This is a genomic window from Paucibacter soli (genome assembly GCF_037482845.1).
Taxonomy (GTDB): domain Bacteria; phylum Pseudomonadota; class Gammaproteobacteria; order Burkholderiales; family Burkholderiaceae_C; genus Paucibacter_B; species Paucibacter_B soli.
On record NZ_JBBHJW010000002.1, the window covers coordinates 443,645 to 457,405 of the forward strand.

Annotated in this window: 15 protein-coding genes; 12 read left to right on the forward strand and 3 right to left on the reverse strand. The window is 67.7% G+C overall.

The features are described 5' to 3' along the window. Positions 1-73: 73 nt before the first annotated feature. Complete coding sequence (locus WG898_RS06725; protein ID WP_339601986.1) at positions 74-364, reverse strand: hypothetical protein; 291 nt, start codon at positions 362-364, stop codon at positions 74-76. A 338-nt stretch (positions 365-702) separates the two neighbouring features. Between WG898_RS06725 and WG898_RS06730 the strand changes: the two genes are divergently transcribed. From WG898_RS06730 to WG898_RS06740, 3 genes are read left to right on the forward strand one after another with little or no spacing between them, the layout of a single operon-like run. Continuing rightward, a complete protein-coding gene (locus WG898_RS06730) occupies positions 703-2,718 on the forward strand; it encodes a ribonucleoside triphosphate reductase (protein ID WP_339601987.1) in 2,016 nt (671 codons plus the stop codon). A gap of 38 nt (positions 2,719-2,756) precedes the next feature. Next, complete coding sequence (gene nrdD, locus WG898_RS06735) at positions 2,757-2,939, forward strand: anaerobic ribonucleoside-triphosphate reductase (protein WP_339601988.1); 183 nt, start codon at positions 2,757-2,759, stop codon at positions 2,937-2,939. Positions 2,940-2,959: 20 nt separating this feature from the next. Beyond that, a complete protein-coding gene (locus tag WG898_RS06740) occupies positions 2,960-3,658 on the forward strand; it encodes an anaerobic ribonucleoside-triphosphate reductase activating protein (protein ID WP_339602253.1) in 699 nt (232 codons plus the stop codon). A gap of 13 nt (positions 3,659-3,671) precedes the next feature. Here the strand turns inward: WG898_RS06740 and WG898_RS06745 are convergent, their stop codons facing one another. Then, on the reverse strand, positions 3,672-4,064 hold the full coding sequence (locus tag WG898_RS06745) for a ribonucleotide reductase subunit alpha (protein ID WP_339601989.1): 393 nt from the start codon (positions 4,062-4,064) through the stop codon (positions 3,672-3,674). A gap of 116 nt (positions 4,065-4,180) precedes the next feature. On the opposite strand from WG898_RS06745, the gene WG898_RS06750 reads away from it, so the two are divergent. The 7 genes from WG898_RS06750 to WG898_RS06780 all read left to right on the forward strand — a co-directional run bounded on the left by WG898_RS06750 (position 4,181) and on the right by WG898_RS06780 (position 11,279). Beyond that, entirely contained in the window at positions 4,181-4,606 is a 426-nt protein-coding gene (locus tag WG898_RS06750; RefSeq protein WP_339601990.1) for a c-type cytochrome, read from the forward strand. Between the two features lie 12 nt (positions 4,607-4,618). Beyond that, on the forward strand, positions 4,619-6,046 hold the full coding sequence (locus WG898_RS06755; protein WP_339601991.1) for a cbb3-type cytochrome c oxidase subunit I: 1,428 nt from the start codon (positions 4,619-4,621) through the stop codon (positions 6,044-6,046). Continuing rightward, positions 6,043-6,858: a CbbQ/NirQ/NorQ/GpvN family protein gene (locus tag WG898_RS06760; RefSeq protein WP_444718915.1), complete on the forward strand. Its 816-nt coding sequence runs from the start codon at positions 6,043-6,045 to the stop codon at positions 6,856-6,858. The genes WG898_RS06755 and WG898_RS06760 overlap by 4 nt, the downstream gene beginning before the upstream one ends. Further along, positions 6,851-7,816 carry a 4Fe-4S binding protein gene (locus WG898_RS06765; protein ID WP_339601992.1) on the forward strand — a complete coding sequence of 322 codons (966 nt, stop codon included), beginning with the start codon at positions 6,851-6,853 and terminating at the stop codon, positions 7,814-7,816. Before WG898_RS06760 ends, WG898_RS06765 begins: the two co-directional genes overlap by 8 nt. Before the next feature lie 3 nt (positions 7,817-7,819). Then, a complete protein-coding gene (locus WG898_RS06770) occupies positions 7,820-9,685 on the forward strand; it encodes a nitric oxide reductase activation protein NorD (RefSeq protein ID WP_339601993.1) in 1,866 nt (621 codons plus the stop codon). A 71-nt stretch (positions 9,686-9,756) separates the two neighbouring features. Continuing rightward, entirely contained in the window at positions 9,757-10,461 is a 705-nt protein-coding gene (locus tag WG898_RS06775) for a Crp/Fnr family transcriptional regulator (RefSeq protein ID WP_339601994.1), read from the forward strand. Positions 10,462-10,577: 116 nt separating this feature from the next. Then, complete coding sequence (locus WG898_RS06780; protein ID WP_339601995.1) at positions 10,578-11,279, forward strand: Crp/Fnr family transcriptional regulator; 702 nt, start codon at positions 10,578-10,580, stop codon at positions 11,277-11,279. Here WG898_RS06780 and cobA read toward each other — a convergent pair. Further along, positions 11,264-12,082, reverse strand: a complete 819-nt coding sequence (cobA, locus tag WG898_RS06785; RefSeq protein ID WP_339601996.1) for a uroporphyrinogen-III C-methyltransferase — start codon at positions 12,080-12,082, stop codon at positions 11,264-11,266. The two genes, WG898_RS06780 and cobA, sit on opposite strands and share 16 nt — an antisense overlap. Positions 12,083-12,212: 130 nt before the next feature. On the opposite strand from cobA, the gene WG898_RS06790 reads away from it, so the two are divergent. Continuing rightward, positions 12,213-12,566, forward strand: coding sequence for a c-type cytochrome (locus tag WG898_RS06790; RefSeq protein WP_339601997.1), 354 nt, complete (start codon positions 12,213-12,215; stop codon positions 12,564-12,566). Next, complete coding sequence (locus tag WG898_RS06795) at positions 12,563-13,759, forward strand: cytochrome D1 domain-containing protein (RefSeq protein WP_339601998.1); 1,197 nt, start codon at positions 12,563-12,565, stop codon at positions 13,757-13,759. The genes WG898_RS06790 and WG898_RS06795 overlap by 4 nt, the downstream gene beginning before the upstream one ends. The last annotated feature ends 2 nt before the right edge of the window (positions 13,760-13,761 follow it).

Genomic DNA, 13,761 nt, shown 5'->3' on the forward strand with positions numbered 1-13,761 from the left:
GATCTAAAGGTGTCGCCGCCAGGTTCCCGTCATCGTCCAATGCAATCGTGTGCCCGCCGACAATCGGTGCGCGTCAGGTAAATGACTCGACCCGAAGAATATCGTGCTCCATAGCAAGAATCTGGCGCTCAATGGCTGCCTTCGCATCTTCGTGAGGGGCCAGCGCACGCTCCTTTGCGTAAACGATGCTTCGCCGCTCGGCAGCAGTGTATTTGCGATTAGTAAGGATTGCCGTAATGGACGTTGCCGCGCTCGCTGACCGCTGACGTGCTACGGTGCGAATGTCCTTCATGCGTACAGCGAGTTCCTTCTTTTGCAGTTGAAGGTCCTTCTTGACCGCCTTTAGCTCTTTCACGAGCAGCACCTGTTCTTCCTTGGTGCTGGGTGTATCGTCAATCTTGCCTTGAAGCTGTTCAGCAGTAGTGGCGCACAGCGTTGACCAATTGCGGCGCTCGACGCATCGCTTTGAGCGATGCGCAAGCTCGGGCCGGCTGCGATGCTCGGCACCGCAGCGAGGGCCTCCGCATCCGGGCCGCAGCGGCCACCCGCCCTGGGCTTTGCCTGCATGGCCGTCGCAGGGTTGCCGAGTTCGCCCTCGCATTTTGCGCTGGCGCAAAGCCCGCGCAGATCGCCGGGGTCAGGTCTTGTTGACCACATATCTAGTGTCTATCCTGCCGGCCTGACACTAGATATAGGTTTTTCATGTCCATTCAAGCGACCCAGCAGCCTAGCGCGCTGATGAAACGAGACGGGCGCGTCGTCGCCTTCGACGCGGCCAAGATTGCCAGCGCGCTGGCGCGCGCCGGCGCGGCCACCGGCGAGTTGGATGCGCAGCGCGCGCAGCAGCTGACGCAGGCGGCGGTGCTGCCGCGCCTGCAGGGGCTGGCCTGCCCGCAGATCGAGCAGGTGCAGGATGCCGTCGAGGCGGCGCTGTTCGATGCCGGCCTGCGCCACACGCTGCGCGCCTATGTGGTGTACCGCGAGCAGCACCGCCAGCTGCGCGGCGCGCGCCAGACCCTGGTGGACGTGCAGGCCACCATGGACGAATACCTGCAGCAGCGCGACTGGCGCATCAAGGCCAATGCCAACCAGGGCTGGAGCCTGGGCGGGCTGATCCTGAACGTCTCCGGCAAGGTGGTGGCCAACTACTGGCTGGACCAGGTCTACCCACCCGCGGTGGGGCGCGCGCATCGCGAGGCCGATCTGCACATCCACGACCTCGACATGCTCAGCGGTTACTGCGCCGGCTGGTCGCTGCGCACCCTGCTCAACGAGGGGCTGAACGGTGTGGCGGGCAAGGTCGAATCGGCACCGCCGCGCCATCTCTCCAGCGCGGTAGGCCAGATCGTCAATTTCCTGGGCACGCTGCAGAACGAGTGGGCGGGGGCGCAGGCTTTTTCCAGCTTCGACACCTATCTGGCGCCCTATGTGCGCCAGGATGGGCTCAGCTACGAGCAGGTGCGCCAGTGCATGCAGGAACTGGTCTACAACCTCAACGTGCCCTCGCGCTGGGGCACGCAGACGCCTTTTACCAACCTGACCTTCGACTGGACCTGCCCCGAGGACCTGCGCGAGCAGGTGCCGATGATCGCCGGGCGCGAGCTGCCGTTTCGCTATGGCGAGCTGCAGGCCGAGATGGACCTGATCAACCGTGCCTATATCGAGGTGATGATGGCCGGCGATGCCAGGGGCAGGGCCTTCACCTTTCCGATCCCGACCTACAACATCACGCCCGATTTCGACTGGGACAGCCCCAACGCGACGGCCCTGTTCGAGATGACGGCGCGCTACGGCCTGCCGTATTTCCAGAACTTCCTCAATTCCGAGCTGCAGCCGAATATGGTGCGCTCGATGTGCTGCCGCCTGCAGCTGGATCTGCGCGAGCTGCTCAAGCGTGGCAACGGCCTGTTCGGCTCGGCCGAGCAGACCGGCTCGCTGGGTGTGGTGACGATCAACTGCGCGCGCTTAGGGCATCTGCACGCCGGCGACGAGGCCGGCCTGCTGCGCCGCCTCGACGAGCTGCTGGCGCTGGGGCGCGACAGCCTGGAGATCAAGCGCAAGCTGATACAGCGCCTCATGGACGAGGGCCTGTTCCCCTATACCAAGCGCTACCTGGGCACGCTGCGCAACCATTTCTCGACCCTGGGCGTGAACGGTATCAACGAGATGATCCGCAACTTCAGCGCCGATGCGGACGACATCAGCACGCCCGCCGGCCATGCGCTGGCCGTGCGCCTCCTGGACCATGTGCGCGCGCGCATGGTCGAGTTCCAGGAGCAGACCGGCCATCTCTACAACCTCGAGGCCACGCCGGCCGAGGGCACGACCTATCGCTTCGCCAAGGAAGACAAGCGGCGCTTCCCCGGCATCCTGCAGGCCGGCACGTCCGAGCAGCCCTACTACACCAACAGCTCGCAGCTGCCGGTGGGCTTCACCGACGACCCCTTCGAGGCGCTCGAGCGCCAGGACGAGCTGCAGCGCAAATACACCGGCGGCACGGTGCTGCACCTGTATATGAACGAGGCGCTCTCCAGCAGCACGGCCTGCCGCGAGCTGGTGCGGCGCTCGCTGTCGCGTTTCAAGCTGCCCTATATCACCGTGACGCCCACCTTCTCGATCTGCCCCACGCATGGCTATCTGAGCGGGCGCCACGAGTTCTGCCCACATTGCGACGCCGAGGCGCTGGCGCGCAAACATCGGGCCGCGGTGGCGGCCTGATGAAGTTCAATTCCATACCCTAGCCAAGGAGGCAAGACATGACCCCAACGACAACCCATGCGGAGCTGCAGGAGCACGAGCGTCAGCGCTGCGAGATCTGGACCCGCGTGATGGGCTACCACCGGCCGGTGGCATCCTTCAACACCGGCAAGCAGGGCGAATTCAAGGAGCGGCTGTGCTTTCAGGAACGGCCACTCGGCCAGGCCGCGACGGCGGCTTGAGCGCCCCATCGCCGCCGGCGATGGGGCCGGCGGTGGCCGGGCTGACGCCCTTCAGCAGCCTGGACTATCCGGGCCAACTCGCCGCGGTGGTGTTTCTGCAGGGCTGCCCCTGGCGCTGCGTCTACTGCCACAACCCCGGGCTGCAGCCGCGCGGCCCGGGCCGGCTTGGCTGGACCGAGCTGCTGGCCTGGCTGGAGCGGCGCCGCGGCCTGCTGGACGCGCTGGTGTTCAGCGGCGGCGAACCCACGCTGGACGCGGCCCTGCCGCGCGCCGCCGCGCAGGTGCGCGCGCGCGGTTTCAAGGTCGGCCTGCATACCGCCGGCCTCTATCCCGAGCGCCTGGCCACGCTGCTGCCCTTGCTGGACTGGGTGGGGCTGGACATCAAGGCGCCGCTGGCGGATGCGGCGCTGCACCGGCGCATCACCGGCGTGCCCGGCGCCGAAGCCGCAGTGGCGCAAAGCCTGGCCCTGCTGGCCGCCTCGGGCCTGAGCTATGAATGCCGCAGCACCATCCATCCGGCCCTGCACGATGGCGCGGCGCTGCGGCAACTGGCCGAGCAACTGGCCGGCACCGGCGTGCGCCGCTGGGCCCTGCAGATCGCGCGCCCCGATGGCGTGGCGGGCGAAGCGCTCGCGCCGGTGCCGCCCGACTATCCCGATGCCGCGCTGCTGGCGCAGCTGCGCGAGCGCATGCCGGGGCTGGAGCTGCGGCGCGGCTGATCAGCCCCCTCCATCAGCCCAGCTGCACCGCCTGCCCCTGCCGGTCGAAGGGGATGAAACTGCCTAGCTGCCCGCTGCGCACGCTTTCCACCATGCGCTTGAGCGCGGCGTCGACGCGCGCGGCGTCGGCCGGGCCGGAGAGGGCGGCGGCGAACACCAGCACCCAGGGCTGGCCCATGGCTTCGGCCTCGGCGGCCAGGGCGGCAAAGCCCTGCAGCTCGGCCGGGTCCTTGTCCACGCACATCAGCGGCTCCAGCTCGCCGCCATGGCCGGCCTCGAAGGCGGCGCGCTCGGCCGGCGTGGCCTCGGGGCTGAGGCTGGCGCCGGCAAACACCAGCAAGAGGCGCTGGGCTTCGGGCTGCTGGCGCGCGGCCAGCAGCAGGTCTTCAAAGTTCGAGATATTCATGTTGGATGTGATTGGACGCGAGGCCTGTTGGCATTTCCTTATCCCGGTTCAAGGAAATTCCCGAGCAAATCCCTAGGCTACCCACATTCCTTTTTTCTATACGTCGGAGGCATTCCATGAGCCGAGGCTTCACCAGCCAGATGGCACGCAATATCTTCTACGGTGGCTCGCTGTTCTTCGTGCTGCTGTTTGCCGTGCTGATCTTCGATACCGAGCAACGCATCCCGCAGCGCTCCAAATCCGCCGATATCACGCCTGCCGTGGTGCGTGGCAAGCATATCTGGGAAACCCGCAACTGCATCGGTTGCCATACCTTGCTGGGCGAGGGCGCCTACTTCGCGCCCGAGCTGGGCAATGTCTACACCCGCCGCGGGCCCGACTTCATCAAGGCCTGGATCAAGGCCCAGCCCACCGGTGCGCCGGGCCGCCGCCAGATGCCCAACTTCCATCTGGACGACAAGCAGCTCGACGACCTGGTCGAGTTCCTCAAATGGACCAATGGCGTGGACACCGAGAAGTGGCCGCCGAACATTGAAGGTTGAGGAGAGACAGACATGAAAACAGCCACTCTCAAGTTCAAATCGCAGTCGGTCGCCAAGCTCTATTTCATGGGCGCGATCGCACTCTTCGTGGGCCAGATCGTGTTCGGCCTGACCCTGGGCCTGCAGTACCTGATCGGCGACCTGGTGTTTCCGGCCATCCCCTTCAACATCGCCCGCATGGTGCACACGAACCTGCTCATCGTGTGGCTCTTGATGGGCTTCATGGGCTCGGCCTATTACCTGGTGCCGGAAGAAGCCGAGACCGAGCTTTACAGCCCGCTGCTGGCCAAGATCCTGTTCTGGGTCTTCCTCGCCGCGGGTGGCGCCACCATCCTGGGCTATCTGCTGGTGCCTTACGCCACGCTGGCCGAGATGACCGGCAACAACCTGCTGGCCACCATGGGGCGCGAGTTCCTCGAGCAGCCCCTGCCGACCAAGCTGGGCATCGTGGTGGTGGCGCTGGCCTTCCTATTCAACATCAGCATGACGGTGTTGAAGGGCCGCAAGACGGCGATCACCCTGGTGCTGCTGATGGGCTTGTGGGGCCTGGCGCTGATGTTCCTGTTCAGCTTCGTCAACCCCAGCAACCTGGTGCGCGACAAGATGTACTGGTGGTTCGTCGTCCACCTCTGGGTGGAAGGCACCTGGGAGCTGATCCTGGGCGCGCTCTTGGCCTTCGTGCTGATCAAGACCACCGGCGTCGACCGTGAGGTGATCGACAAGTGGCTGTACCTGATCATCACCATGGCCCTGGTCACCGGCATCCTGGGTACCGGCCACCACTTCTTCTTCATCGGCCTGCCGGGCTACTGGCAATGGGTGGGTAGCGTGTTCAGCGCGATGGAGCCGATTCCCTTCTTCATGATGACCCTGTTCGCCTTCAATATGGTGCAGCGTCGCAAGCGCGAGCATCCCAACCAGGCAGCGGTGCTGTGGGCCGTCGGTTGCGCGGTGATGGGCTTCCTGGGCGCCGGCCTGTGGGGCTTCATCCACACGCTCAGCCCGGTCAACTACTACACCCACGGCAGCCAGATCACCGCGGCGCACGGCCACCTGGCCTTCTACGGTGCCTATGTGCTGGTGGTGATCGCGATGATCAGCTATGCCATGCCTATCCTGCGCGGCCGTGAGGCCAATCCGCGCCGTGCCCAGGCCGTCGAGATGTGGAGCTTCTGGATCATGACCATCGGTATGGCGGTGATGGTGCTGGCCCTGACCGGCGCCGGCATCCTGCAGATCTGGCTGCAGCGCATGCCCACCGAGGGTGCGATGGGCTTCATGGCCACGCAAGACCAGCTGCGCTTCTTCTACTGGGTGCGTGTGGCCGGTGGCGTGATGTTCCTGTGCGGCCTGCTCACCTATCTGGCCAGCTTCTTCATCGGCGAGGGTGCCGATGAGGCCGACGAGGCGACGACGAATGGCCGCCTGAGGGCTGCATGATGGAGATGCTGAGCGCGCGCGGCTTGCGCGAGGAGCTGCCCTTCTACGCCTCACAGGGCGATGAATGCCGGCTCTTCGAACAGACCCATGCCAGCCGCCTGCCCCTCTTGATCAAGGGGCCCACCGGCTGCGGCAAGACGCGGCTGGTGGAGCATATGGCCGCGCGCCTGGGCCGCCCGCTGGTGACGGTGAGTTGCCACGACGACCTCAGCGCCGCCGACCTGGTGGGCCGCCACCTGATCGAAGGCGGCAATACGCGCTGGTGCGATGGCCCGCTCACCCGTGCGGTGCGCCAGGGCGCGATCCTCTACCTCGACGAGGTGGTGGAGGCGCGCAAGGACACCACCGTGGTGCTGCACCCGCTGGCCGACGACCGCCGCCAGCTGCCCATCGAGCGCACCGGCGAGCTGCTGGACGCCGCACCCGGCTTCATGCTGGTGATCAGCTACAACCCCGGCTACCAGAACCTGCTCAAGGGGCTCAAGCCCAGCACGCGCCAGCGCTTCGTGGCGCTGAGCCTGGACTATCCGGCACCGGAAGTGGAGCAGCGCATCGTGCGCGCCGAGAGCGGCTGCACGGCCGAGCAGGCGGCACGCCTGGTGCGGCTGGCGCAGGCGCTGCGCCGCCTCACCGAGCATGATCTGGAAGAAACCGCCAGCACCCGCTTGCTGGTGATGGCGGCACGCCTGGCGGTGGCCGGCCTGACGCTCAGCGCGGCCTGCCGGGCCGCCGTGGTGGATGCACTCACCGACGATGCCGAGACCGCCGCGGCGCTGGCCGAGGTTGTATTGGCCGTTGTCGGCGATGCATGAGATCGTGCTCGCCGAGTCAGCACAGGCACAGTCGGGCCGCATGGCCCGCCTGCAGCGCCTGCGGCGTTTCACCCAGTTCGGCTTCTTCGCGCTGTTCCTGCTGGCGCCGGCGCTGAACCTGTTGCGCTTCGACCTGCAGGAGACCCAGCTCTGGTTCCTGGGCTTCCGCTGGTCGCTGGGCATAGACGCCTTCATGCGCGGCGAGATCACGGCCAACCAGGCGGCGCTGTCCATCCTCTTGCGCGGCATCCTGCCGGCGCTGCTCTTCGTGGTGGGTTTCATGACCCTGGCCTGGCGCTACGGCCGTGTCTACTGCGGCTGGCTGTGTCCGCATTTCTCGCTGGTCGAGACCCTCAACGAGCTGCTGCACCGCGCCACCGGCAAATACAGCCTCTGGGAGCGCGAGCGCAATGCCCAGGGACACCGGGGCTGGTGGCCGTTGTTCTTGTTCAGCGGGCTGTTCTTCGGCTTTGCCTGGTCCATTACCCTGCTGACCTATCTGTTGCCGCCGGCGCAGATCTGGGGCGGCCTCGTGCATGGCACGCTGACGCCCAACCAGGCGCGCTTCGTCTTCATCGGCGGCGCGGTCTTCAGCGCCGAAATGCTGCTGGCGCGCCATCTGTTCTGCCGCTTCGGCTGCGCCGTGGGCCTGTTCCAGAGCCTGGCCTGGATGGCCAACCCGCGTGCTCTGGTGGTGGCCTTCACGCGCGAGCGCGCGCGCGATTGCCGCGACTGCAGCACCGCCAAGGCGCCCGAGGGCGCGGCCTGCGACGTCGCCTGCCCGATGCGGCTGAAGCCGCGCAATATCAAGCGCCTGATGTTCTCCTGCGTGCAATGCGGGCAATGCGTCACCGAGTGCGAAAGCTCGCATGCGCCGCGCGGCGCCAACCCTAACCTCGAGTGGACCGTGGGCGTGGATGCGCTGCGCGAGACGCTCAAGCAAAAAAATAGGCACTGAGCCATGGAAGAGTGGGTCGGCGAGCAATGGCACCGCCTCATCAGCCGGGCGGCCTACCGCGGCTATCCCGAGCAGGCGGTGGCGCTGGAATCGGTGCAGCGCGCCGCGGCGGTGCTTTACCGCGCCGCCGGCGGCGCCAGCGCGGTGCGCGTCGTGCCGGCCGGTCAGGCCCGCGTGGGTGGGCCGCGCGGCTGGCTGCAGCGCATCGCGGGCACGGGCCAGCGGGCGGCGCGTCCGCGCCTGGATGCCGAGACACTGGCGCTGCCGCCGCAGATCGATGTGTTCGACGACGCCGGCCTGAATCGGGAGCTCTATCTCTGGCTGGCGGCGCTGGCCGCGGCCTTCGAGCCCGGCGCCACCTGGGTGATCGCCAACCGTGCCGCCACCGCGCGCGCGCTCGAGCGCTGCCCGGGCCTGCGCCCAAGCTACCGGCGCCTGCTGGCCGCGCACCTGGCCCAGCGCCCCGACCCGGCGCGCCTGCACGGCATGGCCGCAAGTGCCGAACAGGCGCTGCAGGCGGTGCTGCGCCATGGCCTGGACGGCTCGCCCGAGGGCAAGCTCAGCGGCATCGAGCTGGACGGCATGCAGCTGGCGCCGGTGTGGCTGTGGCTGGAGCCCTGGTCGGAGGCCGCGGCCACGGCGCCGCGCGCCGATGCCGGCGAGAAGGGCGAGGGCAGGGCGGGTGAGGACGGCGCCAAGCCGCGCCCGCGTAACAACACGCGCCGGCGCACCCGCCAGCAGAGCCAAAGCTCCGACCGCCCGCCGCTGCTGCTGCCCTCCAAGATCGAGTCCATCCTGACCTGGAGCGAGCATGTGCCGGTGGATCGCGGCAGCGACGATGAAGACGATGATCAGTCGGAGGCCGCCGCCGACGATATGGAAAAGCTGACGCTGGCACGCGGCCAGCAGACCTCGGCCTCGCGCATCAAATTCGATCTCGACCTGCCCAGCGCCAGCGCCGACGACCGCCCCCTGGGCCCCGGCGAGCAGCTGCCCGAATGGGACTGGAAGCAGCGCCGCCTGCTACCCGCGCATTGCGCCGTGCAGACCCTGGTGGCGACGCCGGCCCAAGGGTTTGTGCCGCCACCTGCGCTGCGTGCCACCGCGCGCCGCGTGCGCCGTGGCCTTGAGCTGCTGCGCGCCGCGCCGCGCTGGCAGCGCGGCTGCGCCGATGGCGATGCCATCGACCTGGATGCCTGGGTGCGCCATGCCAGCGATGCCTGCGATGGCGGCCCAAGCCTCAGCGACCCGGCCGTCTACGCGCGCCGCCAGCGCGGCGAGCGCAGCCTGGCGACGCTCTTGCTGGCCGATCTCTCGCTCTCCACCGATGCCCATGTCAACAACGAGGCGCGCGTCATCGACGTGATACGCGACAGCCTTTACGTCTTTGGCGAGGCCCTGCACGGCCTGGGCGACGCCTATGCGATGCTGGGTTTCAGCTCGGTGCGGCGCAGCCATGTGCGCATGCAACACCTGAAGGGCTTCGACGAGGCCTGGAAGCCTGCGGTGCAGGCGCGCGTGGGTGCCATCAAGCCCGGTTACTACACCCGCATGGGCGCGGCCATACGCCTGGCAGCCAAGCGCCTGCAGGAGCGCCCCGAGCGCCAGCGCCTGCTCTTGATACTCACCGACGGCAAGCCCAATGACCTCGACGTCTACGAAGGGCGCTGGGGCATCGAGGACACCCGCCATGCGGTGCAGGAGGCGCGCGAGGCCGGCCTCACGCCATTCTGTCTGAGCATCGACGAGGAGGCGCAGGACTATCTGCCGCATCTGTTCGGCAGCCAGGGCTGGGCCCAGGTGAGCCGGCCGGCCGAGCTGCCGCTGCGCCTGGCGGCGGTCTATGCGCGCCTGACGCGCCGCAGTTGATCGTTGACACACATCAAGCTTGCCTCGGCAAATACGGGCCGACAATGCGCCAGCTTTGATGGAGTCTTGCCATGGACATGCGCGCGTTCGACCTGCCGCGATATCTCGCCAACCTGCCGCTGTTCAACGACCTCAGTGCCCATGAGCTGCAACGCCTGGCCACGGGCTGCCAGTTGCGGCGTTACACGCGCGGCGAATCGCTCTTCCATGTGGGTCAGCCCTGCGAGGAATTTCATGTCACGGTGACCGGCCAGGTCAAGCTGTTTGCCATTTCACCGGCTGGGCAGGAGAAGGTGATCGAGCTGCTGGGTCCCGGCCACAGCTTTGCCGAGGCGCTCATGTTCACCGGCAAGCCCTACATCATTGGTGCCCAGGCGCTCACCGACAGCCTGGTGTTGAGCGTCAGCAAGGAGGCGGTGCTGCGCGAGATCGAGGCCGACTCGCGTTTCGCGCTGCGTATGCTGGCCGGCATCTCGCGTCGCCTGCATGGTCTGGTGCACGATGTGCAGGCCTACGCCCTGCACAGCGGTGTGCAGCGTGTGATCGGCTATCTGCTGCGTGACCAACCGGTTGAAGACTGCGCCAGCGGTGAGGTCATCACCGTCTCGCTGCCGGTCAGCAAGGCCACGGTGGCCTCGCGGCTCTCGCTCACGCCCGAATACTTCTCGCGCGTGCTGCATGAGCTGGAGGCGGCGGGCCTGATCGAAGTGGACAAGCGCGACATTCGCATCCTCGATGCGCAGCGCCTTGCCAGCCATTCATCGGTCGGCGGCTGAGGCCAGGTAGTTCTGAAGAACTAGCGGCCCTCGACATTTGATCCGGATCAACCCGGCGCGGACCTGGATGGCAAGAATCGCGGCCATAGAAACCGCCATCCACCGGGGAGCCCCATATGCCTGCTGCTGTATTTGATGTGCCGCGTTACCTGGCCGTGTTGCCGCTGTTTGCGGGCCTGTCGGACGCTGACTTGCAGGGTATGGCCCGCGAGGGCGTGGCGGCGCTGCGGCTGGAGCGCGGCACCATGCTGCTGCATGCCGGCGACGCCTGCGACGCGGTGCACCTGGTGGTGACCGGCCATGTCAAGCTCTACACCGTGGCCAGCCATGGCGCCGAGAAGGTGTTCGAGCTGGTGGGGGCGGGTCAGAGCATCGGCGATACCCTGATCTTCAACCAGCAGCCCTACAGCTTCAGTGCCCAGGCACTCACCGAGGCGCTGGTGCTGCGCGTGCCGGCGGCGCTGCTGACCGCGCAGGTGCAGCGCGACCCGGCGTTTGCGCTGCGTTTGCTGGCCGGCGCTTCGCAGCGCATCCAGGGCCTGCTGCGCGATGTGGAGTCCTACTGCCTGCACAGCGGCGCGCACCGCGTGGTGGGCTATCTGCTCGAACAGGGCGGCACCGACGGCCAGGGCTCGGCCGAGCCCATCACGGTTTCTCTGCCGGTCAGCAAGGCCAACGTGGCGGCGCGGCTGTCGCTCACGCCTGAGTACTTCTCGCGCGTGCTGCGCGAGCTGGAGGACGAGGGCCTGATCCAGATCTGCCGGCGCGACATCCGCATCATGCAGCCGCGCCGCCTGGCGCGCTACACCGTGCAGTGAGCGGCTTGCGCGGCCTGCATCCAGGGCGCCAGCTTCTCGTGCAGTGCCGCCACATGGCCGATCACCAGCAGGGCGGGCGAGCGCACGCCCTGCGTGCGCGCCAGGGTGGGTAAGGCGGCCAGGCTGGCGCGCAGGCAGCGCTGGCTGGCCTGGCTGGCGTTGGCGATCAGGGCCGCGGGCGTGTCGGCCGGCAGGCCATGCTCGATCAGCTTGGCGCTGATGATCTCCAGCCCGCTCAGGCCCATATAGATCACCACGGTCTGCTGCGGGCGCGCCAGCATGGGCCAGTCGAGGTCCACGCAGTGCGCCGCCGAGCCATCGGTGGCGGCACGCAGATGTCCGGTGGCGAACACCAGGGCACCGGCGTGATCGCGGTGCGTGAGCGGGATGCCGCTGCCGGCCGCCGCGGCCTGCGCCGCGCTGATGCCGGGGATGGTCTGGAAGCTGATGCCCGCCTCGGCCAGCGCCTCGGCCTCCTCGCCGCCGCGGCCGAAGATATAGGGGTCGCCGCCCTTCAGGCGCAGCAGCGAGCGGCCCTCGCGCACCAGGCGGATCATCAGCTCGATGATGGCCTCCTGGCTCAGGTGGTGGTGGCCGCTTTGCTTGCCCACATAGATCAGCTCGGCCTCGGGGTGCGCCAGCGCCAGCACCTCGGGCGAGACCAGCGCGTCATACAGCACCAGGCGTGCCTCGGCGAGGGCGCGCGCAGCCTTCAGGGTCAGCAATTCGGGGTCGCCCGGACCGGCACCCACCAGGGTCACGCTGGGGGTGCTGAAGTAGCGGGGTTCGTCCAGTCGGCTCATCGTCTTGCTCCATGCGGAAGGCTTGCGGCCATTGTGAAAACAGCGGGCCTGACCCGTCCTTGAACTGGTTCAAGGACAACTGATTGACATCAAGCAAGCATTGGCACATCGAATCAAGAGGTGCGCGGTGATGGGCAAGAGCAGGGGGCTGAGGGTCGGGTTGGCGGCGGTGCTGCTGCTGGCTGCATCGGCAGCGCTGGCCCAATCGCCCGCGCCGGCGCGTCAACAGGCCTTGCTGCGCATGCTCAAGCAGGACTGCGGTTCCTGCCACGGCATGCAGCTCAACGGCGGCCTGGGCCCCGCCATCCATGTGCAGGCGATGCGCGAGCTGCCACGCGGCTCGATCGCCGCCGTCATCTACCACGGCCGCCCCGGCACACCCATGCCGGGCTGGAAGACCATGCTCAGCGCCGAGGAGGCTGAGTGGCTGGCCGGCGTGCTGCAGGGCGAGCCCGTCGCCGTTCTATCCGAAAGCAAACCATGAAGCTGGGTTTTTTGGGTGCCGCCGCGGCGGCCCTGCTGCTCACCGCCTGCGCGCAGGCGCCACAAGCTCCTCAGGCGCCGGCCCGCATCCAGGGCACCGGTGATCTGGGCCTGGTGGTGGAGCGTGCCAGCGGCAGCCTGCAACTGCTCAACACCAGCACGCGCAGCGCGCTGGGCCGGGTGCAGGGCCTGGGTGATCTCTCGCATGCCTCGCTGGTGTACTCGCGCGATGGTGCCTACGCCTATGTGTTCGGCCGTGACGGCGCGCTCAGCAAGCTGCATCTGCCCAGTCTCTCGGTGGTGGCGCGGGTGCAGCAAAGCGGCAACTCCATCGGCGGCGCGATCTCGCAGGACGGGCGCTGGGTGGTGGCGCAGAACTACCAGCCCGGCGGCATCAAGGTCTTCGACGCCCAGGACCTGAGCCTGGTGGCCGACATCCCGGCCGAGTACGCGCCGGGCAAGCTCTCGCGCGTGGTGGGCCTGGCCGATCTGCCCGGGCAGCGTTTCATTTTTTCTCTCTTCGATGCCGACGAGATCTGGCTGGCCGATCTCGCCGAGCCCAAGGCGCCGCGCATCAGCAAGTTCAGGAATGTGGGCCACCAGCCCTATGACGCCCTGGTCACGCCGGACGGCCGCCACTACATCGCCGGCCTGTTCGGCGAGGACGGCCTGGCCAAGATCGACCTCTGGGCCGCCGAGCCCAAGGTCGAGCGCATCCTGCCTGGCTATGGGCGTGGCCAGCAACCGCTGCCCGTGTTCAAGATGCCGCATCTGCGCGGCTGGGCGGTGGCCGGGCGCCTGGCCTATCTGCCCGCCATCGGCCGCCACGAGGTGCTGGTGGTGGACACGCAGAGCTGGGCCGAGGTGGCGCGCATCCCGGTGGCCGGGCAACCGGTGTTCGTGATGGCGCAGCCGGATGGGCGCCAGGTCTGGGTCAACTTCGCCGTGCCCGACTATGACCAGGTGCAGGTGATCGATACCCAGAGCCAACGCATCGTGCATGCCTTCAAACCCGGCAAGGCCGTGCTGCATATGGAGTTCACGCCGCGCGGCGAGGCGGTGTGGATCTCGGCGCGCGACAGCGATCTGGTCAGCGTGGTCGATACGCGCAGCTTCGCCACCCTGGCCACGCTGCCGGCCCAGGCACCCAGCGGCATCTTCTTCACCAGCCGCGCCCATCGCATCGGATTGTGACC

Coding starts and splice junctions, on each gene's coding strand:
- WG898_RS06730 (WP_339601987.1), top strand. CDS start 703: ATGTCCATTCAAGCGACCCAGCAGCCTAGCGCGCTGATGAAACGAGAC.
- nrdD (WP_339601988.1), top strand. CDS start 2,757: ATGACCCCAACGACAACCCATGCGGAGCTGCAGGAGCACGAGCGTCAG.
- WG898_RS06740 (WP_339602253.1), top strand. CDS start 2,960: ATGGGGCCGGCGGTGGCCGGGCTGACGCCCTTCAGCAGCCTGGACTAT.
- WG898_RS06745 (WP_339601989.1), bottom strand. CDS start 4,064: ATGAATATCTCGAACTTTGAAGACCTGCTGCTGGCCGCGCGCCAGCAG.
- WG898_RS06750 (WP_339601990.1), top strand. CDS start 4,181: ATGAGCCGAGGCTTCACCAGCCAGATGGCACGCAATATCTTCTACGGT.
- WG898_RS06755 (WP_339601991.1), top strand. CDS start 4,619: ATGAAAACAGCCACTCTCAAGTTCAAATCGCAGTCGGTCGCCAAGCTC.
- WG898_RS06760 (WP_444718915.1), top strand. CDS start 6,043: ATGATGGAGATGCTGAGCGCGCGCGGCTTGCGCGAGGAGCTGCCCTTC.
- WG898_RS06765 (WP_339601992.1), top strand. CDS start 6,851: ATGCATGAGATCGTGCTCGCCGAGTCAGCACAGGCACAGTCGGGCCGC.
- WG898_RS06770 (WP_339601993.1), top strand. CDS start 7,820: ATGGAAGAGTGGGTCGGCGAGCAATGGCACCGCCTCATCAGCCGGGCG.
- WG898_RS06775 (WP_339601994.1), top strand. CDS start 9,757: ATGGACATGCGCGCGTTCGACCTGCCGCGATATCTCGCCAACCTGCCG.
- WG898_RS06780 (WP_339601995.1), top strand. CDS start 10,578: ATGCCTGCTGCTGTATTTGATGTGCCGCGTTACCTGGCCGTGTTGCCG.
- cobA (WP_339601996.1), bottom strand. CDS start 12,082: ATGAGCCGACTGGACGAACCCCGCTACTTCAGCACCCCCAGCGTGACC.
- WG898_RS06790 (WP_339601997.1), top strand. CDS start 12,213: ATGGGCAAGAGCAGGGGGCTGAGGGTCGGGTTGGCGGCGGTGCTGCTG.
- WG898_RS06795 (WP_339601998.1), top strand. CDS start 12,563: ATGAAGCTGGGTTTTTTGGGTGCCGCCGCGGCGGCCCTGCTGCTCACC.